At 47.0% G+C, this 21331-nt stretch carries 11 protein-coding genes; 10 read left to right on the top strand and 1 reads right to left on the bottom strand.

The genetic code is table 11. The annotated features are described in order from the left end of the window. The first annotated feature begins 5 nt into the window (after nt 1-5). The 10 genes from BM265_RS00045 to BM265_RS00090 all read left to right on the top strand — a co-directional run bounded on the left by BM265_RS00045 (nt 6) and on the right by BM265_RS00090 (nt 19910). Complete coding sequence (locus tag BM265_RS00045) at nt 6-212, top strand: hypothetical protein (protein WP_074959447.1); 207 nt, start codon at nt 6-8, stop codon at nt 210-212. A 39-nt stretch (nt 213-251) separates the two neighbouring features. Continuing rightward, the gene (locus BM265_RS00050; RefSeq protein ID WP_074959448.1) at nt 252-9047 is read left to right on the top strand and encodes a helicase-related protein; all 8796 of its coding nucleotides are present in this window, start codon (nt 252-254) and stop codon (nt 9045-9047) included. Between the two features lie 4 nt (nt 9048-9051). Continuing rightward, entirely contained in the window at nt 9052-9774 is a 723-nt protein-coding gene (locus BM265_RS00055) for a hypothetical protein (RefSeq protein ID WP_074959449.1), read from the top strand. Between the two features lie 3 nt (nt 9775-9777). Continuing rightward, entirely contained in the window at nt 9778-10911 is a 1134-nt protein-coding gene (locus BM265_RS00060; protein ID WP_074959450.1) for a DUF3848 domain-containing protein, read from the top strand. Continuing rightward, a complete protein-coding gene (locus BM265_RS00065; protein WP_242940735.1) occupies nt 10908-12002 on the top strand; it encodes a DUF3848 domain-containing protein in 1095 nt (364 codons plus the stop codon). Before BM265_RS00060 ends, BM265_RS00065 begins: the two co-directional genes overlap by 4 nt. Then, nucleotides 11999-13114 (top strand): DUF3848 domain-containing protein, encoded by a 1116-nt coding sequence (locus BM265_RS00070; protein WP_074959452.1) that lies wholly within the window; start codon nt 11999-12001, stop codon nt 13112-13114. The genes BM265_RS00065 and BM265_RS00070 overlap by 4 nt, the downstream gene beginning before the upstream one ends. A 46-nt stretch (nt 13115-13160) precedes the next feature. After that, nucleotides 13161-13646 carry a hypothetical protein gene (locus tag BM265_RS00075; protein WP_074959453.1) on the top strand — a complete coding sequence of 162 codons (486 nt, stop codon included), beginning with the start codon at nt 13161-13163 and terminating at the stop codon, nt 13644-13646. A gap of 14 nt (nt 13647-13660) precedes the next feature. Beyond that, nucleotides 13661-17950 carry a YodL domain-containing protein gene (locus tag BM265_RS00080; RefSeq protein ID WP_074959454.1) on the top strand — a complete coding sequence of 1430 codons (4290 nt, stop codon included), beginning with the start codon at nt 13661-13663 and terminating at the stop codon, nt 17948-17950. 219 nt (nt 17951-18169) lie between these two features. After that, complete coding sequence (locus tag BM265_RS00085) at nt 18170-19255, top strand: tyrosine-type recombinase/integrase (protein WP_074959455.1); 1086 nt, start codon at nt 18170-18172, stop codon at nt 19253-19255. Nucleotides 19256-19445: 190 nt separating this feature from the next. Continuing rightward, nucleotides 19446-19910, top strand: a complete 465-nt coding sequence (locus BM265_RS00090) for a hypothetical protein (RefSeq protein ID WP_074959456.1) — start codon at nt 19446-19448, stop codon at nt 19908-19910. A 138-nt stretch (nt 19911-20048) separates the two neighbouring features. On the opposite strand, the gene BM265_RS00095 is transcribed toward BM265_RS00090, so the two are convergent. Next, on the bottom strand, nt 20049-21128 hold the full coding sequence (locus BM265_RS00095; RefSeq protein ID WP_074959457.1) for a tyrosine-type recombinase/integrase: 1080 nt from the start codon (nt 21126-21128) through the stop codon (nt 20049-20051). Between the last annotated feature and the right edge of the window lie 203 nt (nt 21129-21331).

The raw sequence follows: 21331 nt of genomic DNA on the forward strand, positions 1-21331 counted from the left end.
ATATTATGAGAAAGAATGTCATAAAGACTATCATTTGTATAGCAGTAAATACGGCTGCGCTCACCATAGCTTACAAGCTCGGTAAGAACAGTGGCTATGAAGAAGGCTGGAACGACGGTGAGATGGCTGGAGGCTGTAAGCGCTGTGTCATGTACGATGATGACAGCGACACTTGCTCAGACATTCCCGATTTTAAGGGACTTTATTCCTAAAACATAAGAACCGAAAACGCAGGAAAGGAGAAATAATTATTGAATAATCGGTATCAAAGCGTATGCTACAACTGGTCGGAAGTGACTGAAAGGCTAAGACGGGACAAGCAGACCCTTGCTCGTTTCCTGCGCTTTTCGGCTTCTCTCTACAAAATGGGATTCCCCGATGCGGCTCTTGTTTTTTACCATGATCCGAACGCTACAAAGGTAGCAGAATTGGAGACTTGGAACAGACTCGGGCGTTTTGTGAATAAGGGTGCTAAGTCTATCGCTGTATTTGGCGATGGTGACAGGTGCAGACACCTTTTCGATATTTCGCAGACCAACGGAAAGCCCGTCCCGAACGGCTGGAGGCTGACAGAAGATGTGGCTGCTGAACTCGTGGACGTAATATCCGAGAACTACAACAAAGAGTGCAGGGATATACACGAAGCACTCGCCGCTGTTGCGGTGGATAATATTAGGGCGCACTCTGCTGAAATGCAGTACACGATAGAGCAGATGCACCTTTCACAGAAAGATGTGGGAGAGTATCAGCGTTCGGTTGTTTCTGCTGTAAGATTTGTTATTGCAAATCGTTGTGAACAGAACGGCGGTATGCCGCTTTCGGGGAACATAAACCTCAATGCCGCTGATTATTTCAAGGACACCCGTGACGTTATCCGCTTCTGCGATTTGGTGCAGAGGTCGGCAAAGGATAGTCTTCTTGAAATAGAGCGTGAGGTCATACAGATACTTAGGAAAAGGAGAGAGAAAGAGCATGAATTACAGACAAAGCCCGACCGGACAGCTGCTGGCAGAGGTGGTATACAGCGACAGCCCACAGGAACTCGAAATGCTGAGAACTCCGATAGGCAGGTGGGGCAGAATGTGGCAGCAGTGGATGCACACGGAGTACCCGTCCGAGGTGACAGTGCTTATAGTAACAGGACGCTGGAACATAATCCCGAGGGAGATAGACAGACAGGCAGAAGCCCGATTCACAGAGCTGGACGCACTCTACCGAAAAGAGAACCCTCGCCCCGTGACATTCAGCGAAATGCAGACGTGGGAGAAAACAAGGCTCCTGACGATAGAACACCGGATAATGGAGGAGATAGTGTATCAGCCGAGAAGCTGACCGCCGATGCTCTTATCCAGCGTTATCTTCAGAGTGACTTTAACCGCCGTCCCGACAGCTATGAGATAGCAGGACGGTTTCTTGCGGATTTCCTTGATACCGATGTAAATATTGTAGAGTTTTTCAGGAAACACGAAGCGTACAAGTATTCGGAAAGACAGCAGGCGGAGATAATTCTCCTCATTGAAAATGCGCTCCGTCTGCGTGAGCAGGCGCAGGTCAAAACAGAGCAGCCGTCCGAGGTGACGGTTGCCGAGCCTGCTACAAGTCCTTATGCGGGCATAGAGATACCGACCAATATGGAGCCGGTATTCCCGACGGAGATTGTCGAGGATACAAATCCACCAGAGGAAGTACCCGAGGTCGATTTGTCAGAGCCTACTGAGGAAGAAGTCGAAACAATAGTCAATACACAGCCGCAGGACGATACTGTTATCGTAAAAAACGAGGCTGTTATTACAACTGAATTGCCGCCCATTACCGATGAAAACATAATCTTCGGGATACTGCGGCACGATCAGTTTTTCTCTGTCAAGAAAGACCGGATTGCGGCGTATTTCGAGAACAATACCGACCATGATGAGCGCGTGGCTTTTGTTAAGCAGATATTCAATTCAGACTATTCCGAGATATTGCTCGGTAAGGACGAGGATACTCGCTATGGCTACAAGACGTATGACGAGGGTATCCACATCTGGAAAGGCAGTTATCTAACACGCACGATGGAATCCGGCTTTAGCTGGGACCATGTGCAGATCCTATACGCCGAAATGGTCGAGCACGGGCTGCTGATTGATACCGTTGTATCGGAGATAGACGAGCCTATTTTTGCGGAGCCGACCGAACAAACAAAATACCCCGAACCCGAAGAAGATATTGACGATTTCGAGGAACTGACAGAGGAATTTGAAGCTGAGGACGAAACAGAGGAAGAAATATCCGATGAGGATATTGAAGTCCCAATTCCCGTCAACGATCTTGACAGAGATGATAACGAGGGCGCTGAGCAGCTTTCGTTCTTCGGTGAACCTGTACCTGTGGAGCAGACTTCTAAGAAATCACAGAAAAAGGAAAAACCGAAAACTCTGTTGAACGTTGACCCTTCTATCAAGGCTATAAGCAATGATATGATCTATTATGTTCTGCGCTGCGGCAGTCCTGAGCGTGGGTCGCTTTCAAGGATAGTGGCGCAGTATCAGAAGGGCAAATCCGATGAGGAAAATGCCGAGTTCCTTCGCAAAGAATTTGGCAACGACGGGCGCGGATATATCTACAATACGCCCGATTTTTCAAAGACAGCCCATATATCTTCGTGGTTCGATGATTTCGGCATCAAAATCACTTTGGGCGATAATGTTGATGAAAACGGGATACCCAATTCAAAGATCCCGTGGCTGATTGCTGCAAGGCGTATCAATGATCTGCTCGAAAACGGCGAGTTCTGCTCACAGGATATTATCGACGGTGCAGCCGAAAAGGAGATAAAGGATATAGCCGACAGGCTTTGGTATCTTCATCAGGATATTGATTACGACAATTACGAGTATTTTATTCCGAAAGATATGTTCAAGGGCGGTTTCCCCGATTCCACCGAGCGCATAAAATTAGCTTTGCTCGACAAAGACACCCTGCAATCGTACATAGACGGGCTTACACAGCTTGTGACCGATTATGAGCAGAACAGGGATATTCTGCGTTTCCATTTTCACAGACCGAAGGAACTGCTGTATCGTCTGAAAGACTTACAAATAGAGCGCAGGCAGTTTGTCACAAAGCCCGATTTTGCTTTCAAGGGTCACTATTTCATTTCCGAAAAAGAGAAAGACGCACTGTTAGGATACGGCAGCGGATTTTCGGACGGCAAGTTCAGGATACAAAAATACTTCAAGGAAGATCATAGCCTGCCCGAACAGATAAAGTTCCTCAAATCGGAATATGGAACAGGCGGTGGTTCTCGTCGCGGCGGCGATGAATGGCACGATTCTAAAGGTATCGCTTATGTGCGCGGCGAAACAATCGGAAAGCCCGATTGCAAAGTCCTTATGAAGTGGAATGAAGTCGTAGAGCGTATTTCAAGGCTTGTATCCGAGGGTAAATATATTACTCAAAAGGATATTGACAGTAAAATTCACGATTGCAAGCGCATTGTTCAGGACTATGACCCCGACAGCTATGATAGCTTTGAAAAGGAGTACGAGCGCAGACGGTATCACGAAGCACTGCAATTTCTTGGTGAACAGGGTATTGTAGTTGAAGGCATAGCAACAGTTGAGCAGAAGCCCGTAGAAAAGCTGATACAGCGGGCGCAGGATATGGGTATCCCGGTCGAGATCAGGAACGGTCAGCCTGCCGAAGAGATTGAGCAGGAGCAGGCTGTATTCATGGATATTCGTGATGAGAGTTTTATCGAGCTTCACCAGACCTATGAGGGTATTTCGTATTCTGTTTATGCCCCCGATCTCACGCTTACCGATGGCGGCGTATGGGAGATGGAAGAAAGCATGAGCCTGCTGACCGCTGCGGCGGAGATACTGGCTACAACAAGCAACGCACTTGCCGAGGTGGAGGACTACAACCACTTCATGGCGCTGGTCGATATGGACGCGAGCCTGGATATTCCTCGGGAACTGGCACAGCTGAAAGCGGATATTCTTGCAAATCTACCCGATGAAGCCGCAGAGGTGCTTGATGTTGAACCTACCGAACTCGTGGCTGCACCGTCAGAACCCGAACCTGTCAAGGTAAATGTCAATGCTCCCGAAAGAATAACCGTCATGCCCGTTGCTGCAAAAAGCGGAACACCGATAACCTACCATTTTAACGCCGAGGACATTGTTCAGGGCGGTGCAAAATCGAAATTCAAGGCGAATATCGAAGCAATAAAAACACTTCAAAAGATAGAAGCCGAGAACAGATATGCTACGCCCGAAGAACAGCGTATTCTTGCGGGATATGTGGGCTGGGGTGGAATCCCGCAGGTTTTCACAACAGACAGGGCAGCGGATAGCATAGGTGGAAATCTTGGTGAAGCAGCTCCCTCGGGTTGGGAGGACGAGCAGAAGGAACTCCGTGAGCTTTTGTCTGAGGACGAATACAAGGCTGCAAGAGCCTCAACGCTCACATCGTTCTATACACCTCCCGAAGTCACGGACGGTGTGTTCCAGGCGTTACATCAGTTTGGATTTGAAGGCGGCAACATCTTGGAGCCGTCTATGGGCGTCGGAAACTTCTTTGCTAAAATGCCCGATGACATAAGAGGTAGTTCTAAGCTGTATGGTGTGGAGCTGGACAGCATATCGGGCAGAATAGCACAGCTTCTGAACCCCGAGGACAGAATACAGATCACGGGATTTGAAAAGACCCGATTCAACAATAACAGCTTTGATGTAGTTATCGGTAATGTTCCTTTCGGAGATTATAGGGTATCTGACAAGGCTTATGACAAACTCGGCTTGAAGATACATGACTATTTTGCCGTAAAGAGTATCGACAAAGTGAAGCCCGGCGGCGTGGTTGCTATCGTAACATCGAAGTTCACTATGGACAAGCAGAATGATAAGGCAAGGCGGCGCCTTGCCGAACGCTGTGACCTTTTAGGCGCAGTGCGCCTGCCGAACAACGCTTTTAAGAAAAATGCCGGTACGGAAACTACAACGGATATTCTTTTCTTTAAAAAGAGAGAAACACTGACGGTAGAGATACCCTCATGGGTACACTTCGGAGAAACTGCTGACGGCATACCCTGCAATCAGTATTTCGTCGATAACCCTGATATGGTTCTTGGTACCATGGCTTGGGATGAGCGCATGAAGGGTAAGTACGGCGATGACAGCAGGGTGACTACCTGTCTGCCGAACAACGATACGCCGCTTTCTGAACAGCTTCAAAAGGCTATTGCCAAAATTCAGGGTAAGATCGAAACGGTGAAAATCGTCGAGGAAGGCAAGAAGGATATTGATATAATTCCCGCCGACCCGACCGTGAGAAACTACACTCATACCGTTGTAAACGGCAAGCTGTTTTTCCGTGAAAACGAAATAATGGTCGCTGTGCAGGAGACAGGCAAGACCCTCGACCGTATGATGGGTATGCACCAGATACGGCAGAAAGCTATGGCGGTGATAGATGCACAGGCAAGGGGCTGCGATGATGCTGAACTGAAAAAGCTGCAAGCGGAACTCAATTATACCTATGACCGCTTTAAGAGGGCATACGGTGCAATCACCGACAGAGCAAACGAGCGTGTTTTTCAGCATGATGATGACTACAACACGCTGGCGGCTTTGGAAATAGTGGATACTGAAAAGAAAACCGTTGAAAAGGCGGAAATTTTCAGTAAAAGAACGATCATGCCGGAGGTGGAAATAGTAAGCTGCGAAACGCCGCAGGAAGCATTGCAAATATCCATTGACCGAAAGGGGAAAGTGGATATTGCATTTATGGCTGAACTGGTCGGCGTGGAGCCTGACGAGATAATTTCGGAGCTGGGTAAGGATATTTACAGAAATCCGCAGAAGGTAAAGGACAACGATCCTCTTTCGGGATACGAAGATGCGAGCGAGTATCTCTCGGGAAATGTCCGTGAGAAACTTAGGATTGCCGAGGAATATTCAAAGCATATCGACAGCAGTTTTGAGCGTAATGTTGAAGCCCTGAAAGCGGTTGTGCCGAAAGACCTCGAAGCAAGCGAAATATCCGTAAGGATCGGTGCAAACTGGGTCGATGTCGAGGATTACAACCGCTTTATGCGGGAGGTCCTCAAAGGCGACATTTATTCGCACCCCATAACCCGAACCCGAATGGGTGAGTACAAGATCGACGGGCGTTATCAGGACAGGTCGGTAGCGGCAACACAGACTTATGGTACAAGCCGTATGAGCAGTTATCATATTCTTGAAAACCTCCTGAATCAGCGAGATATAGTTGTCCGCGACAAGCGTGAGGAGGACGGGCGCGTATGGTATGAAATCAATGCAAAGGAAACACAGCTTGCAAAGGACAAGGCTCGTGTCATTAAGGAAGCGTTCCGCACCTGGCTGTGGGATAATATGGAAAGGCGTGAGAGATATGTAAAGAAATACAACGATCTTTTCAATGCGATACGGGGCAGAGAGTACGATGGCTCACATCAGACTTACCCCGGAAAGAACCCCGCGATACAGATGCGTCCGCACCAAAACAACGCTATTATGCGTGGTAAGCTGGGCGGCAATACCTTGCTGGCTCACTGTGTTGGTGCAGGAAAGAGTTTTGAAATGGTGGCTATTACTATGGAAAAGAGAAGACTCGGTCTTATCTCAAAAGCCTGCGTGGTAGTTCCGAAGCACCTTACATTACAGATGGCATCAGAATGGATACGTCTGTATCCTAACGCAAAACTGCTTGTTGCCCGCCCCGAGGATTTCACCAAGGAAAACCGTCAGCGGTTTATTGCAAGATGTGTCACGGGCGACTATGATGCTGTCATTATGTCGTTCAATCAGTTTGAAAGAATACCTATGTCCACCGAGTACCGGCAGCAGTTTATGGAGCGTGAGCTTGATGAGCTGATGGCTGCGCTTGAAGAAGTGGATAGTTCGGACAGAATCTCTGTTAAGGCTCTGGAGCGTCAGAAAAAGAAGCTGGAGGAGCATCTTGAAAAGCTGATGTCATCTAAAAAGGATAACAGCCTGTGTTTTGAAAAGCTCGGCTTCGATTATCTTGTTTGTGATGAAGCACACTACTACAAGAACTGCTTTGTTGCAACGAAAATGTCTAATGTCGCAGGTGTTCAGACAACCGCCGCACAGAAGTCAGAGGATATGCTGATGAAAACGCAGTATCTGAACGACAAGTACGGCTGTAACAACATATTGTACGCCACGGGAACACCTTGTACGAACAGTATGGTCGAGTTCTACGTTATGCAGAGATACCTGCGCCCCGATCTCCTGGAAAAGGCAGGTCTTGAAACCTTTGACGATTGGGCGAGCACCTTTGGTGAGGTCGTATCGCAGTTGGAGATCAAGCCTGCGGGCAACGGTTTCCAGATGAAGAACCGTTTTTCAAAGTTTGTGAATATCCCCGAACTTATGCTTATGTACAAGGAGTTCGCAGACATTCAGACCCCCGACATGATAAAGCTGCCCGTACCCGATCTGAAAACGCGAAAGCCTATCGTTATTTCTGCGAAACCCGATGAATACCAGAAGGAGTACATGGAACAGTTGGCACAAAGAGCCGAAATGATACACTGCGGCGGCGTGGATCCCCGTGAGGATAATATGCTCCGCATTACGCATGAAGCACGTCTTTTAGGTCTTGACTGCCGCTGTATGAACCCGGAAGCAGTTCCGGCACCTGACAGCAAGGTGAATAAGCTGTTGGATATTCTTGTGGAGAACTACAATGCTACAATGGCGGAGAGGGGCGTTCAGATAGTATTCTGCGATATAGCTATCAACGAGGACGCGGAGCACTTCTCCATTTATGAAGCAATAAAGGACGACCTTGTAAAGCGCGGCATACCCCGTGATGAAATATGCTTCGCGGGTGATGCGAAAACGGACAAAGCAAGAGCAGAAATGTTTGAACAGCTGCGGCAGGGTGAAAAGAGATTTATCCTCGCAAGCACTTCAAAGCTCGGCACGGGTGCTAACATACAAGATCGTATCTGTGCTATACACCATCTTGACATACCGTGGAAACCTGCGGACCTGACCCAACAGGACGGTCGAGGAGTACGTCAGGGCAATATGTTCAAGGAGGTCGGTATCTATCATTATCTCACGGAAAACACCTTCGATTCGTATATGATGGGCATAATCACAAACAAAGCAAAATTCATATCGCAGATTATGACCTCAAAAGACCCTGTTCGTGTTTCTGAGGACGTTGACGAGATGGTGCTGACATACTCCGAAATGCAGGCTATTGCTTCGGGCAATCCCATGATAAAGGAGAAAATACAGCTCGACAACGATGTAGCAACACTTAAAATGCTTGAAGCCGAGTACAAGAAATCGCTGTATCGGTATCAGGAGCAGGCGGAGCGCACTTTGCCGCAGAGAATTGAGCAGTATTCAACTTATCTTGAAAAGGCTTCTGCCGACATAGCACAGTTTAGTGTAAATCATCCCGATGGAACCGCTTTCCAGATAGAAATTGACGGGAAGGTTTATTCCGAAGCGACAAGTGAACACGTTCGTGATGAAGCCGGAGAAGCTCTTGAAAAGGCTATCATTAAGGTTTCGACTACGGGAGAAAGCATGAGGGTCGGCAGCTATTTCGGCTTCGATCTTCTGCTTGAAAAGAATCCGCAAAATCTAACTTTCTTCGATCAGGGCGCACCATGTGTAATCTCACTTTGCGGTTCGTTAAAATATACCTGTGATGTCAATCTTGAAAACAAACAGGGCAATATGCGCCGTATAGAAAACCTTGCGGCGAACGAGATAGCAAAACGTATTGTGCAGTACAAGAATGACATTGAAAAAGCTAAGGCTAATCTTGCCGAAGCAAAAGAGAACTTGACAAAGCCTTTTGACAGAGCCGATGAACTTGCCGAAAAGCTGGCAAGGCTTGATGTGGTGAATGAAGCACTCAGCAGCGGCAAGGGCGATGACGCTATCCCGTCGGTAGTCGAGGAGGTCGCGGATATGCCGAACTACAAGCCGAAGGTCACTATCTTAAATACACCAACAAATGTTAATACACCCACTAAGACAAGGAGATGATGAAATGACAAGAGATGAAGCGATAGAGCAGATAGCCGAAACACAAGGCGGTCAGGCTCTCGCCGCTGTTATTGCGAAAGGGTATGATGATAATACCATTTCGGTCATAGCGGCGGCGGATAAAAAGAAAGCAAAGGTGTTCACCGATACAATGTATTCAGCGGAAACGGTGGATACCCTTACAAAAGCGTATTCCGAAAAGATAATCGACGGTGCCGACCTGCTGCACGTCATGAGGTATTCCACCTTTCGCAACGGCAACGAGGTCGATGTGAAGAAATATATCGAGTGCATAAAGGGCGGCGGCATGAGCCGTAAGACAGCGACAAACATTTTTGTTGCTGACAATTACGAATCAGAGGATTTTGATGCTCTTGCCAACAAGGTGAAGTCGGGCGCATATTTCCCTACAAAGTACGGAACGCTGTCGCTGTCTTATGAGGTCGCAAGAGTGCTTTTCAAGCTGAAAGTACCATTGAGGGCGAGCCGAAAGGGACATATCCCCAGCGGTGTAATAAATGTCGAGGACAGTATTCGCTATGGTGATTGTATCCGCGGCGGCAGCACTAAGCTGGTGCAGACTATCTGTGAGTACATGAGTAAAGATGACTGGAACAGCTTTTATAAGTACCTTGTTTCAAAGGAAAATGAAGATATTTCTTCCGAAGATGTGGAGAAGTATTATTCCGAGTTCAAGGCTGCGCCCGTGCGTTCGAAAAAGAGGTGACGTATGATACAAACAAATCGTGATGACAACCTTGCAAGTCTTGCGGAGGTGCTGTCAAAGGAACAGATGGCGAGGATAATCGCTTGTGATTATTCCGACCAGGCAATTGCGGTCATGTCGGAGTTCGATAGGGGTTATGTCGAGCGTTTTGCAGAATCAAAATTTGACGTTGAGAGCATCGAAAAGCTGATAATTGCTTATGACGATAAGCTGTTCGACTGGAAGGATCTTCTGCACATTATGGAATACTCCTGCTATGATTTTGGGTGCGAGGAATATATTGATGATTTTATCCGTTCGCTCAGGGCTAAGGAGATAAATCATACCACCGCCGCACGGATTCTCACCGCAACTTCCTATGAGCCTGACACATATCACGGTCTTATGGCACTTGTGAAATCCGGCGCATATTATCCGACGCAGTTCGCAAGTATTGGTCTGAATACCGGAGTGGCAGCCGAGCTTCGTGACCTCGGTGTGCCTTTGACCGCTATGCGAAAAGAAGGCACATACTACGATCTCACACAAAAATCGGATTTTGATGAAGCGGTCAAAAAGGGAGACAGAATAAAACTGGTCAAATTTCCGAAGCTGGCTGTCGCTGTCAATGAAATGATGGCATACCCCGACTGGCATGACTTCAAAGCGTGGTTTCAGAAGCATCAGGGCATTGACAGGACACAGCTTACGGGCGATGAACTTAGAGGTCAGTATCGGTATTTCTCTATGGAACGCTATGCAGACAAGCTTGTGGATAAGGTAGCGGCAGAGCATACTGCTTTTATGGAAGATATGAAAAAGCGCCCGTCCGAACAGATCATAGGTTCGGCGTATGAGATAGTCATAAAGGAACAGATTAAAATGTTTATGACGGAAGTTCCGCAGCTGATACCCGAACAGAAAACGGATGCACTCATGTCAAGTAATAACGCTCTGAACGCTATCTATGAGCAGTGGCGCAGTGATGATGATTTTGCCGATACGGATATTGAGGTCATTATCGAGAACACTGCCGATAAACTGATAGCCGCCCGTGAGCGTGAACAGAAATTGGCGGCTGAACTTGCAAAGAAAACAATGGCTGACGATTTGCAGGACAAGCCGCATTTCAAGCCGGAAAAGAAATTCAGGAGGTGAGCAATATTACACGAGCAGAAAGCATGGAGAAGCTGTGCAACATGGTCGATAATGCGGAGTACGCAAAGATCGTTAGTCATCATTTTTCCGACTATGTTCTGGAGATAATGGCAAACAACAGCCGTGAGCTTGCCGACAGGCTGGCACATACAAAACTTAGTAATGAGGGTGTGGAGCGTCTTGTCAAGGCTTATGACAGCAATATAATAACTATGGGCGATCTTCTCCATATCACGAATTATAGCCTCGTGTCGGGCGGCAGTGAAAAGTATTTTAACGACTATTTTTCATCAATTGCCGCAGGGCTTGATACACAAACTGCTTCACGCATTTTGGTGGCGGCGAAGTTTGAGGACTGGAGCTACAATGAGATATATTCGATGGTGAAATCGGGGACTTATCAGGTCGGGGACAACACTTTTGTTGCCCTCAATCCCGATGTTGCCCGTGAAATCGACAAGCTGGGCATAGAGCTTTTCGCTTATGACAAAACCAACGATTTTTATCTTGTAAAAGACATAGAACAGACCATTGTGGACGGTGACAGCATCACTTTTTCAAGGTCGGCACTTGCTATGAAGATAAACGAAATGCGGAGCAATCCCGATTGGGAAGATTTTCGTAATTACATAGCGGAAGATATGGAGGACATTGAACACCTGACTGTTGACGGTCTTGTAGAAGCTTATCAGGAGTACCGTGTGGAGGAACTGAATATAGAACTCAGCCGCAAGGTCGATAAGAACTTTGAAGCCTTTATTCAGGGTGTCCGTGACCAGGGTGTTGATGAAGCTATCTCCCGTTGTTACGAGATCACTGTAAAAACCAACATTCAATCATATATCGAATCCGAGCCTGCGGATATTAACGAGGAGCAGTATAACGCACTTTTATCAAGCGAAAACCCTCTTGACGAAATATATTCTGTCTGGCTGAAAAGAGAGTATCTCAAAACCTACGACGATATTCCGAAGGCTATGGAGTATGCGGCGGACAGTATCCTTGAATCAAAAAAGCGGGCGCAGGCGAAGGATAATGAAACACTGTCCGACAAGCCGCAGCTTCCGAAAAAGAAAGGAGGAGCGAGATGAACAGCAGAGATGACAACTTGAAACAGCTTTCCAATTTACTTGATCCGTATATGTTAGCAAAAATCTTAGAGAAGAATTATTCCGACAGAACGCTCGACTTTATTTCTTCCTACGCCCCGACCGCCGTTGTTTTTGCAAGCACACGGTACAGTCCCCAAACAGTTGATGAGCTGATACACGCCTGCGACACAAGGCTGATAGATAATTTTGATGTGATGCAGATAGCGCACAGTTCGGTAAATTCCAACTGCAATGAGCGTGATCTCGGTGCCTTTCTCGAATCCATAGACAGAGAGCTGCCGCGCAGGACTGCGGTAAATCTGTTTGTGGCGGAAAATGATACTCAAAAGACCTACCGTGAGCTTGCGGAGTTCGTGAAGTCTGGTGCATATTACGCAGGCGATAAGGGGTTATTTCTTGACTCCGGACTTGCCCGTGAAATGGCGGCACTTGGTATGACGCTGACCTCTGAATATTCGGGGGAGCATTTATCCTCCTTCAAAGATATTGATGCTGCACTTGCCGAGGGCGATCGTATGAGATTTGACGATCATCGGCTGGCGGCAGCAATATTCAAGAAAATGGAGCAGCCCGACTGGTTACAGTTCAGCGAATACCTGAAAAGCAGTATGGGTGAGAACATAGGAAAGCTCACGCCGTATATCCTCGAACAGAAGTATTCCGATTTTCAGGTCAACAGGGATATGTCAAAACTTGCGGATAAGGTGGCGGGAGAGTATGAGCAGTACATAGCCGACTTGAAAAAAGGCGATCCCGACAGGATAATCAAGTCGGCATATGAGATCTACAACAAGGACTATATTGTGGATTTCTGCAACACCAATATGACTTCATTAAGCCCCGATGATCTGCAAGTATTGCTTGACACGGATAACGTTCTTGACGAGATCTATCAGGAATGGGACACTATGACGCAGTTCAACGGCGTTGCCGAAATAGATACTGCTATCGAAGATACTGCATACAGGCTTAGAACGGCGCAGGCGGTAAAGCAGATGATGGAACAGAAACAGAAGCAGGAGCTTACCGAAAGCAAGGTCATCGCAGACAAGTCCGGAATACCAAAGCCTGCAAAACACAGAGGGAGATGATATTATCAAGAAAATAGATCTATACCGTGATTTTCAGAAAAGCGTCATGACGCTGGTGCAGAATGAAGCCCTTATGTGCGGCTTCAAGGAATACGCTGTAAGCGTGAAAAATCAGAGCACCGAAGTCAGGGTTTTCGTTCACGGATATACCGCCATACTTACATTTTACATCAGTGGCAGAGTGGTTGTCAAGCTCATGATGTATCAAAAGAAACATGATGATACAATTTTGCTCGATAAAATTGACAATGACTTTGTTTCGGGCAAATGCACCGTTGCCGATCTTGCGAGCAGATATGTTTATGAGGTCTTTAATGCCGCTTTGGAATTGCGTCAGAAATGGAGAACGGAGTACAGAGAACGCTACAACGAGCGTATGGCGGCGATGGCTGAGGCGGTTGATGAGGCAGTCATAACCATCGGAGATCAGCCACATAAGGTGATTACCTCCGATGAGCTGAAAAACATGATCGAAGGCAAGGGCATAACCATTTCCGATGACAGCTATATATCGGAATATGACGAGCTTTAAGGGGGGAGTAAAGAATGGCTTGGAAAAAGAGTTTTACCCCCGAAGAACGTGCGGAGTATCAGCGCAGGCAGCAGCAGGAAATGCAGGACATATTTCAGCGTATCGACAAGGGCGTGGAGGCTGTCTTTTCATCGGATAAGTACAAGGAGTATCTGAAATTCGTATCAAAGTTTACTGACTACTCTGCGAGAAATACGATGCTTATCAATTTACAGCGCCCGGACGCTACCCTGGTGGGTTCTTTCGGGCTTTGGAAAAGGCTCGGCAGAAGCGTAAATAAGGGTGAGAGCGGCATTGTTATCATGTCCCCCGTTCCTCACAAGACAAATCAGTATGTCGAGATTGAACGGCAGGCGGAGGACGAGTGGGGAAATAAACTGTATAACGATGACGGCACCGAACAGATGGAAACGGTGGAAAAGAACATCGTGGAAATGCGTTTCAAAAAGCAGTATGTTTTCGACCTCTCGCAGACGGATGGCAAGCCCATTCCTGACCCCGTTCAGGAGCTTGTAGGCGAGATAGACGAAGAAAAGCTGGATGTTATTTTCAAGGGGATAAAGAAAGCAACGGGTATTGCCCCCGAGTACCGCACTATAACCGGAGGCGCAAAAGGATACTACAGTCCCTCGGCAAAAAGTATTATAATAAAAACAGGCATGAGCGGCGAACAGGTGCTAAAGACTGTTGTTCACGAATCTGCTCACTGTCTGCTGCACGATCCCGATAAAAAGATCGTCACAACAAAATCGCCCCGCAACGAAAAAGAGGTGCAGGCGGAATCAATTGCATTTATCGTCTGCGAGAAGCTGGGGGTTGACACTTCGGACTATTCTTTCCCCTATATTGCTTCATGGTCGGAGGGAAAACAGCTTGACCAACTCAACAAGTTTCTTGACGAGATACAAAAGACCTCGCAGACGCTTTTCAACGCTATTGATTCTGAATTGCTGAAATACAAAAAGCGTGATCTGACAGTTAATGAGATAATGGACGATACGGAATTATCAAATGTTCAGAAAGCCGAGATTTATCTTGATATTGTTCAGCAGAACGGTATCGTGTTCGAGGACAGCGACATTCAGAAGATAATGGAGCAGGCTGAAAAGGAAACGGATATTGGGGCTGTTTTCAAGGCTATCGACGATACCGCCAACACCATAAATCAGCGCAACAGCTACGGCTACGATTTTCAGTATATGAATCCGATAGACACAACCGAAGAAGCACTTGCCGCTTATGATCGGGGCGAGGCTGTCTATCTTCTGTACCCCGACGGTACTGAGGGCATGGCTGAAAGCCGTGAGGAGATCGAAAACTTTTCAGGTCTATTCGGTATTGAAAAGGAGCCGAAGCAAGTGGTTGCTGCCGAGGACAATCCCGATCTGTATCCTGTTTCAAGGACAGAAGCAATCGAGATGTGGGGCAGGGGTCTTGATGTTTTCATCGACGGAAAACAGGCGACGAGCATAGATGAAGTGCGAAATGCACCCGACACGGCGAGCATAGCACTAAGCGAATTTCAGTATTCGGCAGAACTTGATTTCGACAAGGGAGGTTTAGGAAACGTGAGAAATCAGCAGTTTTATGATAGCTACAATCAGCGACAATTTCAGCAGCAGGGCGGCTATCAGCAGAGGAACAGTAACATTATCGGAAATACGCCCTACGATCAGTTAGGCGGCAGGGGGCAGCTTCAGTATTACAAAGGGCTGAACAACAAACATGCTCAGAATATCGCACGCCAGCTTGATGCGGACAGTATCAGATACAGCGGAGTGATAAAAGGCGGCACGACTACGATCACAATAAATGTCGCGGATATTTCCCGTTACGAAGCGGCGGTCGATAAGGTTAAGCAGATGTACGATCAGCGCAACAACAGACAGGGTGGTTATCAGCAGAACAGCGGTGCGACGTATCAGCAGAATGACAGCCCCGATATGCTTGCCCGTGACATTGAAGCATTTATGTACAATTACAACACCAACGGCTATCGTAATGTTGCGGGAGACAGAGAGCAGGGGATAAGAGGCGTTGCAAATAACATTAAAAACGGTGATGTGGGCAGCCTTGAAACATTTTTCGGTAAGGTCGTTAACACAGTCGGTGATGCACAGGTGTCCGGTGAAGCAAATGCGATCCTGCAAAGGCTCGGCAACTTTGCGGATAATAGACAGCAAGGTATTCAGCAGAATGGGTTCAGCAATCAGCCTACGCAGACCCGGCAGACCAATCCTAACGTTATCGGAAATACACCCTACGATCAGCTTGGCAGAAAGAGCGATTTGCAGTATTATCCGAATCTGAAAAATCGCCATGCAGATAATATCGCTCAGAAACTCAATGAGTACGGCGTAAGGTTCAGCGGTCTGCGCAAGGGTTACACCACAACAATCACCATAAACAAGGCGGATATTCCGAGATATGAAGCGGCGGTCGCCGAGGTCAAGCTGTCCTATCAGCAGAACAGCCGCACAAATAATCAGAACAGTTATCAGAAGAATAGTTATCAGCCTGCATACGGCGCACCGGCTTATGCTGACAGGGGCGGCTTCGGAAACGTTCGTCCGTTCACAGGTGATTTTGATAGTATCCCGAAACAGGGCGGCACTATGCCCGATGCTCTTTTCGATACACTGTCGGATATGCCGAAACCCAAAAATACAAGTGTGGATTACAAGTCGGTGCCTATTGTGGTAGAGTCCTACATGGACGCAAAAATGAACGGTCGCTTGTCGGAGCTGCAAGCGAGCATTAAGGCTTCGCAGGCTTGTCGTGACTATATCGAGCAGAATATCCATTCCGCTTATGAGAACAGGAACTTGTCGGGGTTTGTGCAGACCCTCACGGATAAGTTCGGAATCGACCGTGCTATGTATACAGTCGCAGCGACTATCCAGCTCAAAATGCACGATGGTCGCTTCACGAACGATGTCAAGGATATGGCTCGTCAGTATATGTTTGACAGCGACAAAACAAGGCTGAAATTTCTGACCGAAACGCACCCTGTCATCATGAATCATCTTTTTGAAGAAATGATTGACAAGAAATTCCACTTGCAGAGGGAACACGCTGTAGTTGAAGAAAAGAAGGAACTGCCCGATTTCTTCAAGGACAAGTATTTGCTTGCGGTGGAAAAGGTATCTGTTTCCGATGATTTCAGGGGAATCCCCGAAACAAAGTATTACACGACTTCTGCCGATGAATTTTTTGTCGAGGGTATAGGCTGGCTGGATAATGATGCTTATGACCGTGAGCAGAAAGAGAGCGGGCTGAGTGCCGATGATTTCTACAAGAAGGTCACGAAGATCAATGCCCATTATATCGACGCTAACGGTATGCCCGGCAGCGGTGATATGACACCCGAGGTCTATGATTTGCTGACCGAAAAGACTTACGCTCCCGAAAATAAGGAGGAATTCGAGCGTTTCAAGGCAGCGTATGAGCATAGGATAAAAACAGCAGGAGTAGCCGAAATGTCAACAGAGTATTACGGAGTGAGACAGAATAACAGTGGAAAATACGCAGTCGTTGGCATTGCTGCGGACGGTATCGTTACGGTCGTAAAAGACAGTATTCCGTCCGTTCCCGAAGCAAAGGCGGCTCTCATGGAAGTCTATGAAAAGCGCAAGGGGCAGGCACACGTTGAGCTTATGCACCCGCAGACAATTGACGAGATCTCTGCTCGTATGTATGACCCGTCACAGGGGCTTGCAACTAATCAGTACCGCATAGAAAAGTGCGACGATAAGCCCGATACTACGCATATGCTTGTAAAATATACTCTTGACAATAACGATGGAAACTACAATCAGACCGGCGTATTGTGCTATGGTGACTATTTTGATTGCAATGAGGCGCTGAAAGCTGCTATCGCTTCGCCTACACAGCCTATTCCCTCACAGGACAAGACCACTTTCGAGATCTATCAGCTCAAAGGCGGTGATGATACCCGCGATATGCGCTTCATCAGCCTTGACCGGCTTGCGGAGCAGGGGAAAAAACCTGACATTTCAACCTATGACAAGGTCTATGAGGGCGACTATTTGCCTTTTGAGGAGTCGGGGGATACAATAGGCAGGCAGCTTGAAGCCGTCTATACAAAATTCAATGTTGACCACCCTGCGGACTTCAAAGGACACAGCTTGTCTGTATCAGATGTTGTTGTCGCAAAGGGAAAGGCTTACTATGTGGATACTTTTGGTTTTAAGGAACTCAGATCCTTCAAGGCTCCCGACCGTGAGCACAAGCAGGAACAGGAGGAACAGAAAAAGCCGGCAGCGAAGAAGCCAAAACGCTGACGGTAAAAATCCGGGGCGGTGCCGTCATCGTCCCCGGAATAATTTTTATAAAAAAAGCCCTATACAGCGCAAAAGTCTTTTTTTGCTGTAAGGGTTTCGCAAAGTCTGTGATTTTGAGAAATGCCATCATAGCACTATCTCAACACTACTATTATACACGATTTTGCGGTGTTTGTCAATGAAAAAAATGTAAAAAGTAAGAATTAAACGGAGGAATATATGAATAAGGGAACAACGTACAAACGGAAGGACGGGCGCTGGGAGTGCCGCATTCGTGTTGAAGATAAAGACGGGCATAAAAAATACCGCTCTTTCTACGGTAAAACGCAGGAAGAAGCGGAATACAAGATGATGGAGGAAACGGGCGGCAGGATCACAAGCGGTGAAAGTATAACGGTAATGACCGTCAGAGAGCTTGCGTGGGAGTGGCTGTTTATCATGAAAAACAGGATAAAGGACTCAACCGCTTCCAACTACCGAATGAAGATAGAACGCCATATACTGCCCGAATTTGGCTCTAAAATATGCGCTTCGATCAAGACAAAGATGATCTCCGAATTCATTCAGAAAAAGCTGAGTCAGGGGCTTTCAGCAAGGTATGTGGGCGACATAATTACGGTGATGAAGGCGATGTACCGCTATGCAGCGAACGAATACAACATCACCAACGTTATTGAGGGTGTAGTGCTGCCCAAGAAAGCGAAGCCCGAGATAAATATTATGACTGCCGAGGAAAAGAGAAAGCTCGTGTACTACATAAATACGAACCATAACGAAACGACTCTCGCCGTGGCGCTGTCGCTTTTCACGGGCATGAGAATAGGCGAGGTCTGCGCTCTGCGCTGGCAGGATATTGACATAGAAAAGCGTGTGCTTTACGTCAGACACACTATGCAGCGCATACAGAATTATGACGGCAGCAGCAAGACAAAAATCATCATAACAGAGCCTAAAAGCCAGTCCTCAAAGCGTGAGATACCCATTCCCGAATGCCTTGTGCCGATGCTCACCGAGTTAAAAAGAAAGCCCGACAGCTATGTGCTGACGGGGACGGGAACGCCTATTGAGCCGAGAACGCTGCAATACCGCTTCAAAAGTATGCTGAAAAAGCTCGGGCTTGGCAGCTTCACCTACCATAGTCTGCGTCATAAAATGGCTTCTGAAGCCATAGAAATCGGATTTGACGTAAAAAAACTTTCCGAGATACTTGGACACTCTTCATCTCAGATAACTCTTGACCGCTATGTGCATTCGTCTATGAGCCACAAAAAGTCCTGTATGGACCTCATGACGATGGGAGCTTAACGTAATTTGCCGTCAAGGAAAATACAAAAAGCCTGTAATATAGGGCTTTTGAACCGTTTCGCCCTGAAATCACAGACTTTGCGAAAAGTCAAAAACCCCACGCATTTATTATACTTTATCGAATTTCAAAAAGCAAGTTGACGGTAAAAATTTCGTCGGATTTCCTAAGCGGATTCTGGGGCGGTGCGGCATGAATATTTATACGGTGACGTTTTTCGGGCATAGGGAACTGCCGAATATGTTTGCGCTGGAGGAAAGGCTGATTACGATCCTGCGGGAATTGATAAACTCAAAAGAGTACGTCGAATTTCTTGCAGGCAGGGACGGCGACTTCGATCAGTTGGCGGCTTCAACTGTACGAAAAGCAATCCGTGATTACGCCTGCGGAAATGCGTCGCTGATACTGGTGCTGCCGTATGAACGGGCGGAGTATCGCGATAATCGTGAAAGCTATGAAGCCTATTATGACGAAATTCAGATCTGCGAGGAATCCTCGAAGGCGCATCCGAAAGCGGCTATCTTTGAGAGAAACAAAAGCATGGTTGACCGCAGTGACCTTGTGATCTGTGCTGTTGAAAAAGGCGGCGGGGCGGCTAAGGCGATGAAGTATGCCGAGAAGTGTGGAAAACGGATAATAAATCTGCTTGAAAAATAAAAAACACCGAAATAGCGCGGTTAAGTGCTATTTCGGTTTGTAACAAAACAACTTAATTTGCGGCAATACGTCGAAATATCGCGGGATAGCGCCATTTTATGGAGCTATCCCCGACGGTTTTTTGACGAATAATTGACGTTAGGTATCTAAATCCAGCTTGTCCATCAGCTTGCGCTTCCTGTCCATGTTGGAATGCACATACAAATTCATTGTCATTTCTATCCGCGAGTGTCCTAATACCTCGGAAAGCGTCTTGACATCGAATCCGGCTTCTATCGCATTTGAAGCTGCGGCGTGACGAAGGCTATGGAATTTAACGGACGGGAGACCGAGTTCTTTCAGGATCTCGACGTAGTCATAGTACATCATTCGTGGCTCTTTAGGCTCGGTGCTGTCGCTCAATATGTAGTGTTCGGGCGTACTTCGCAGGTCTTTCAACATAGAAAACACGTTCGCGGGAATAGGTATCTCACGGAAGGAGCTTTTGCTTTTTGGCGGCAGAATGACGATCTTCGTCTTTTTTGCTTCGCCTTTCACCCGAATACGCTGAACCGTCCGCCTGACAGTCAAGGTGCGGTACTTGAAGTCAATATCCTGCCACGTCAGACCGCAGATCTCACCTATGCGCAGCCCCATAGAAATTGCAAGAGAAATGCCGAGAGTGGCTGTATTGACGTTGCTTTTCAGGTATTCCTTCAGCTTTTTCTGCTCCTTCTTCGTCAGCAGACGAGTTTCGGACTTTGTACTTTTGGGCATGATGACGTTGTCAAAGGGATTGAGAATGTGGTACTCCTTCTGCGCGTACTTGAAAATAGTTTTCAGCAGTACGAGAATGTTGGAAACATACCCCGCAGAAAGCCCCTCATCGAGTTTTGCCTGTATGAACCCATAGACTGTTTTTGAAGTGATCTCATAGCACATTTTATCGCCAAAGTACGGTAGAATGTGCTTTTCTAATTTTGTCATATAATTAGCCTGCGTGGATACCTTGACCCTGTGGCTGTTGACCGACAGCCATTCCATACACAGTGCCTTGACGGTAAGTCCCGTTATCTGAAAGCTCATACCGTTCATGACCTCAGCCATCATCTTGCCCTCGGCTTCCTCTTTTGTGCGTCCGTAGAACGACTTTGTCTGACGTTTGCCGTCAACAACTCCGAGGGAAACCCTTGTTTCCCAACGTCCGTCTTTGCGTAAATATGTGGTTCCTGTACTCATTTTGACTCCTCCAAGATCAAATATTATCAAATTATGGCGTGAAACTTATGTAAATTCTATCATATTCACGAATCAATCACTTTCTTCTTGACAATGAAACAAATAAATGCTATAATTATAAAGTATGAAAGTGGCTAAAAATCGTTAGTTCCTAGCGTTTCCACTATTAAATAACTTTTGTTATTGAACTTTTCTTGAAATAA

This window comes from Hominimerdicola alba (assembly GCF_900112155.1).
GTDB classification, from domain to species: Bacteria; Bacillota; Clostridia; order Oscillospirales; family Ruminococcaceae; genus Hominimerdicola; species Hominimerdicola alba_D.

Coding starts and splice junctions, on each gene's coding strand:
- BM265_RS00045 (WP_074959447.1), top strand. CDS start 6: ATGAGAAAGAATGTCATAAAGACTATCATTTGTATAGCAGTAAATACG.
- BM265_RS00055 (WP_074959449.1), top strand. CDS start 9,052: ATGACAAGAGATGAAGCGATAGAGCAGATAGCCGAAACACAAGGCGGT.
- BM265_RS00060 (WP_074959450.1), top strand. CDS start 9,778: ATGATACAAACAAATCGTGATGACAACCTTGCAAGTCTTGCGGAGGTG.
- BM265_RS00070 (WP_074959452.1), top strand. CDS start 11,999: ATGAACAGCAGAGATGACAACTTGAAACAGCTTTCCAATTTACTTGAT.
- BM265_RS00075 (WP_074959453.1), top strand. CDS start 13,161: ATGACGCTGGTGCAGAATGAAGCCCTTATGTGCGGCTTCAAGGAATAC.
- BM265_RS00080 (WP_074959454.1), top strand. CDS start 13,661: ATGGCTTGGAAAAAGAGTTTTACCCCCGAAGAACGTGCGGAGTATCAG.
- BM265_RS00085 (WP_074959455.1), top strand. CDS start 18,170: ATGAATAAGGGAACAACGTACAAACGGAAGGACGGGCGCTGGGAGTGC.
- BM265_RS00090 (WP_074959456.1), top strand. CDS start 19,446: ATGAATATTTATACGGTGACGTTTTTCGGGCATAGGGAACTGCCGAAT.
- BM265_RS00095 (WP_074959457.1), bottom strand. CDS start 21,128: ATGAGTACAGGAACCACATATTTACGCAAAGACGGACGTTGGGAAACA.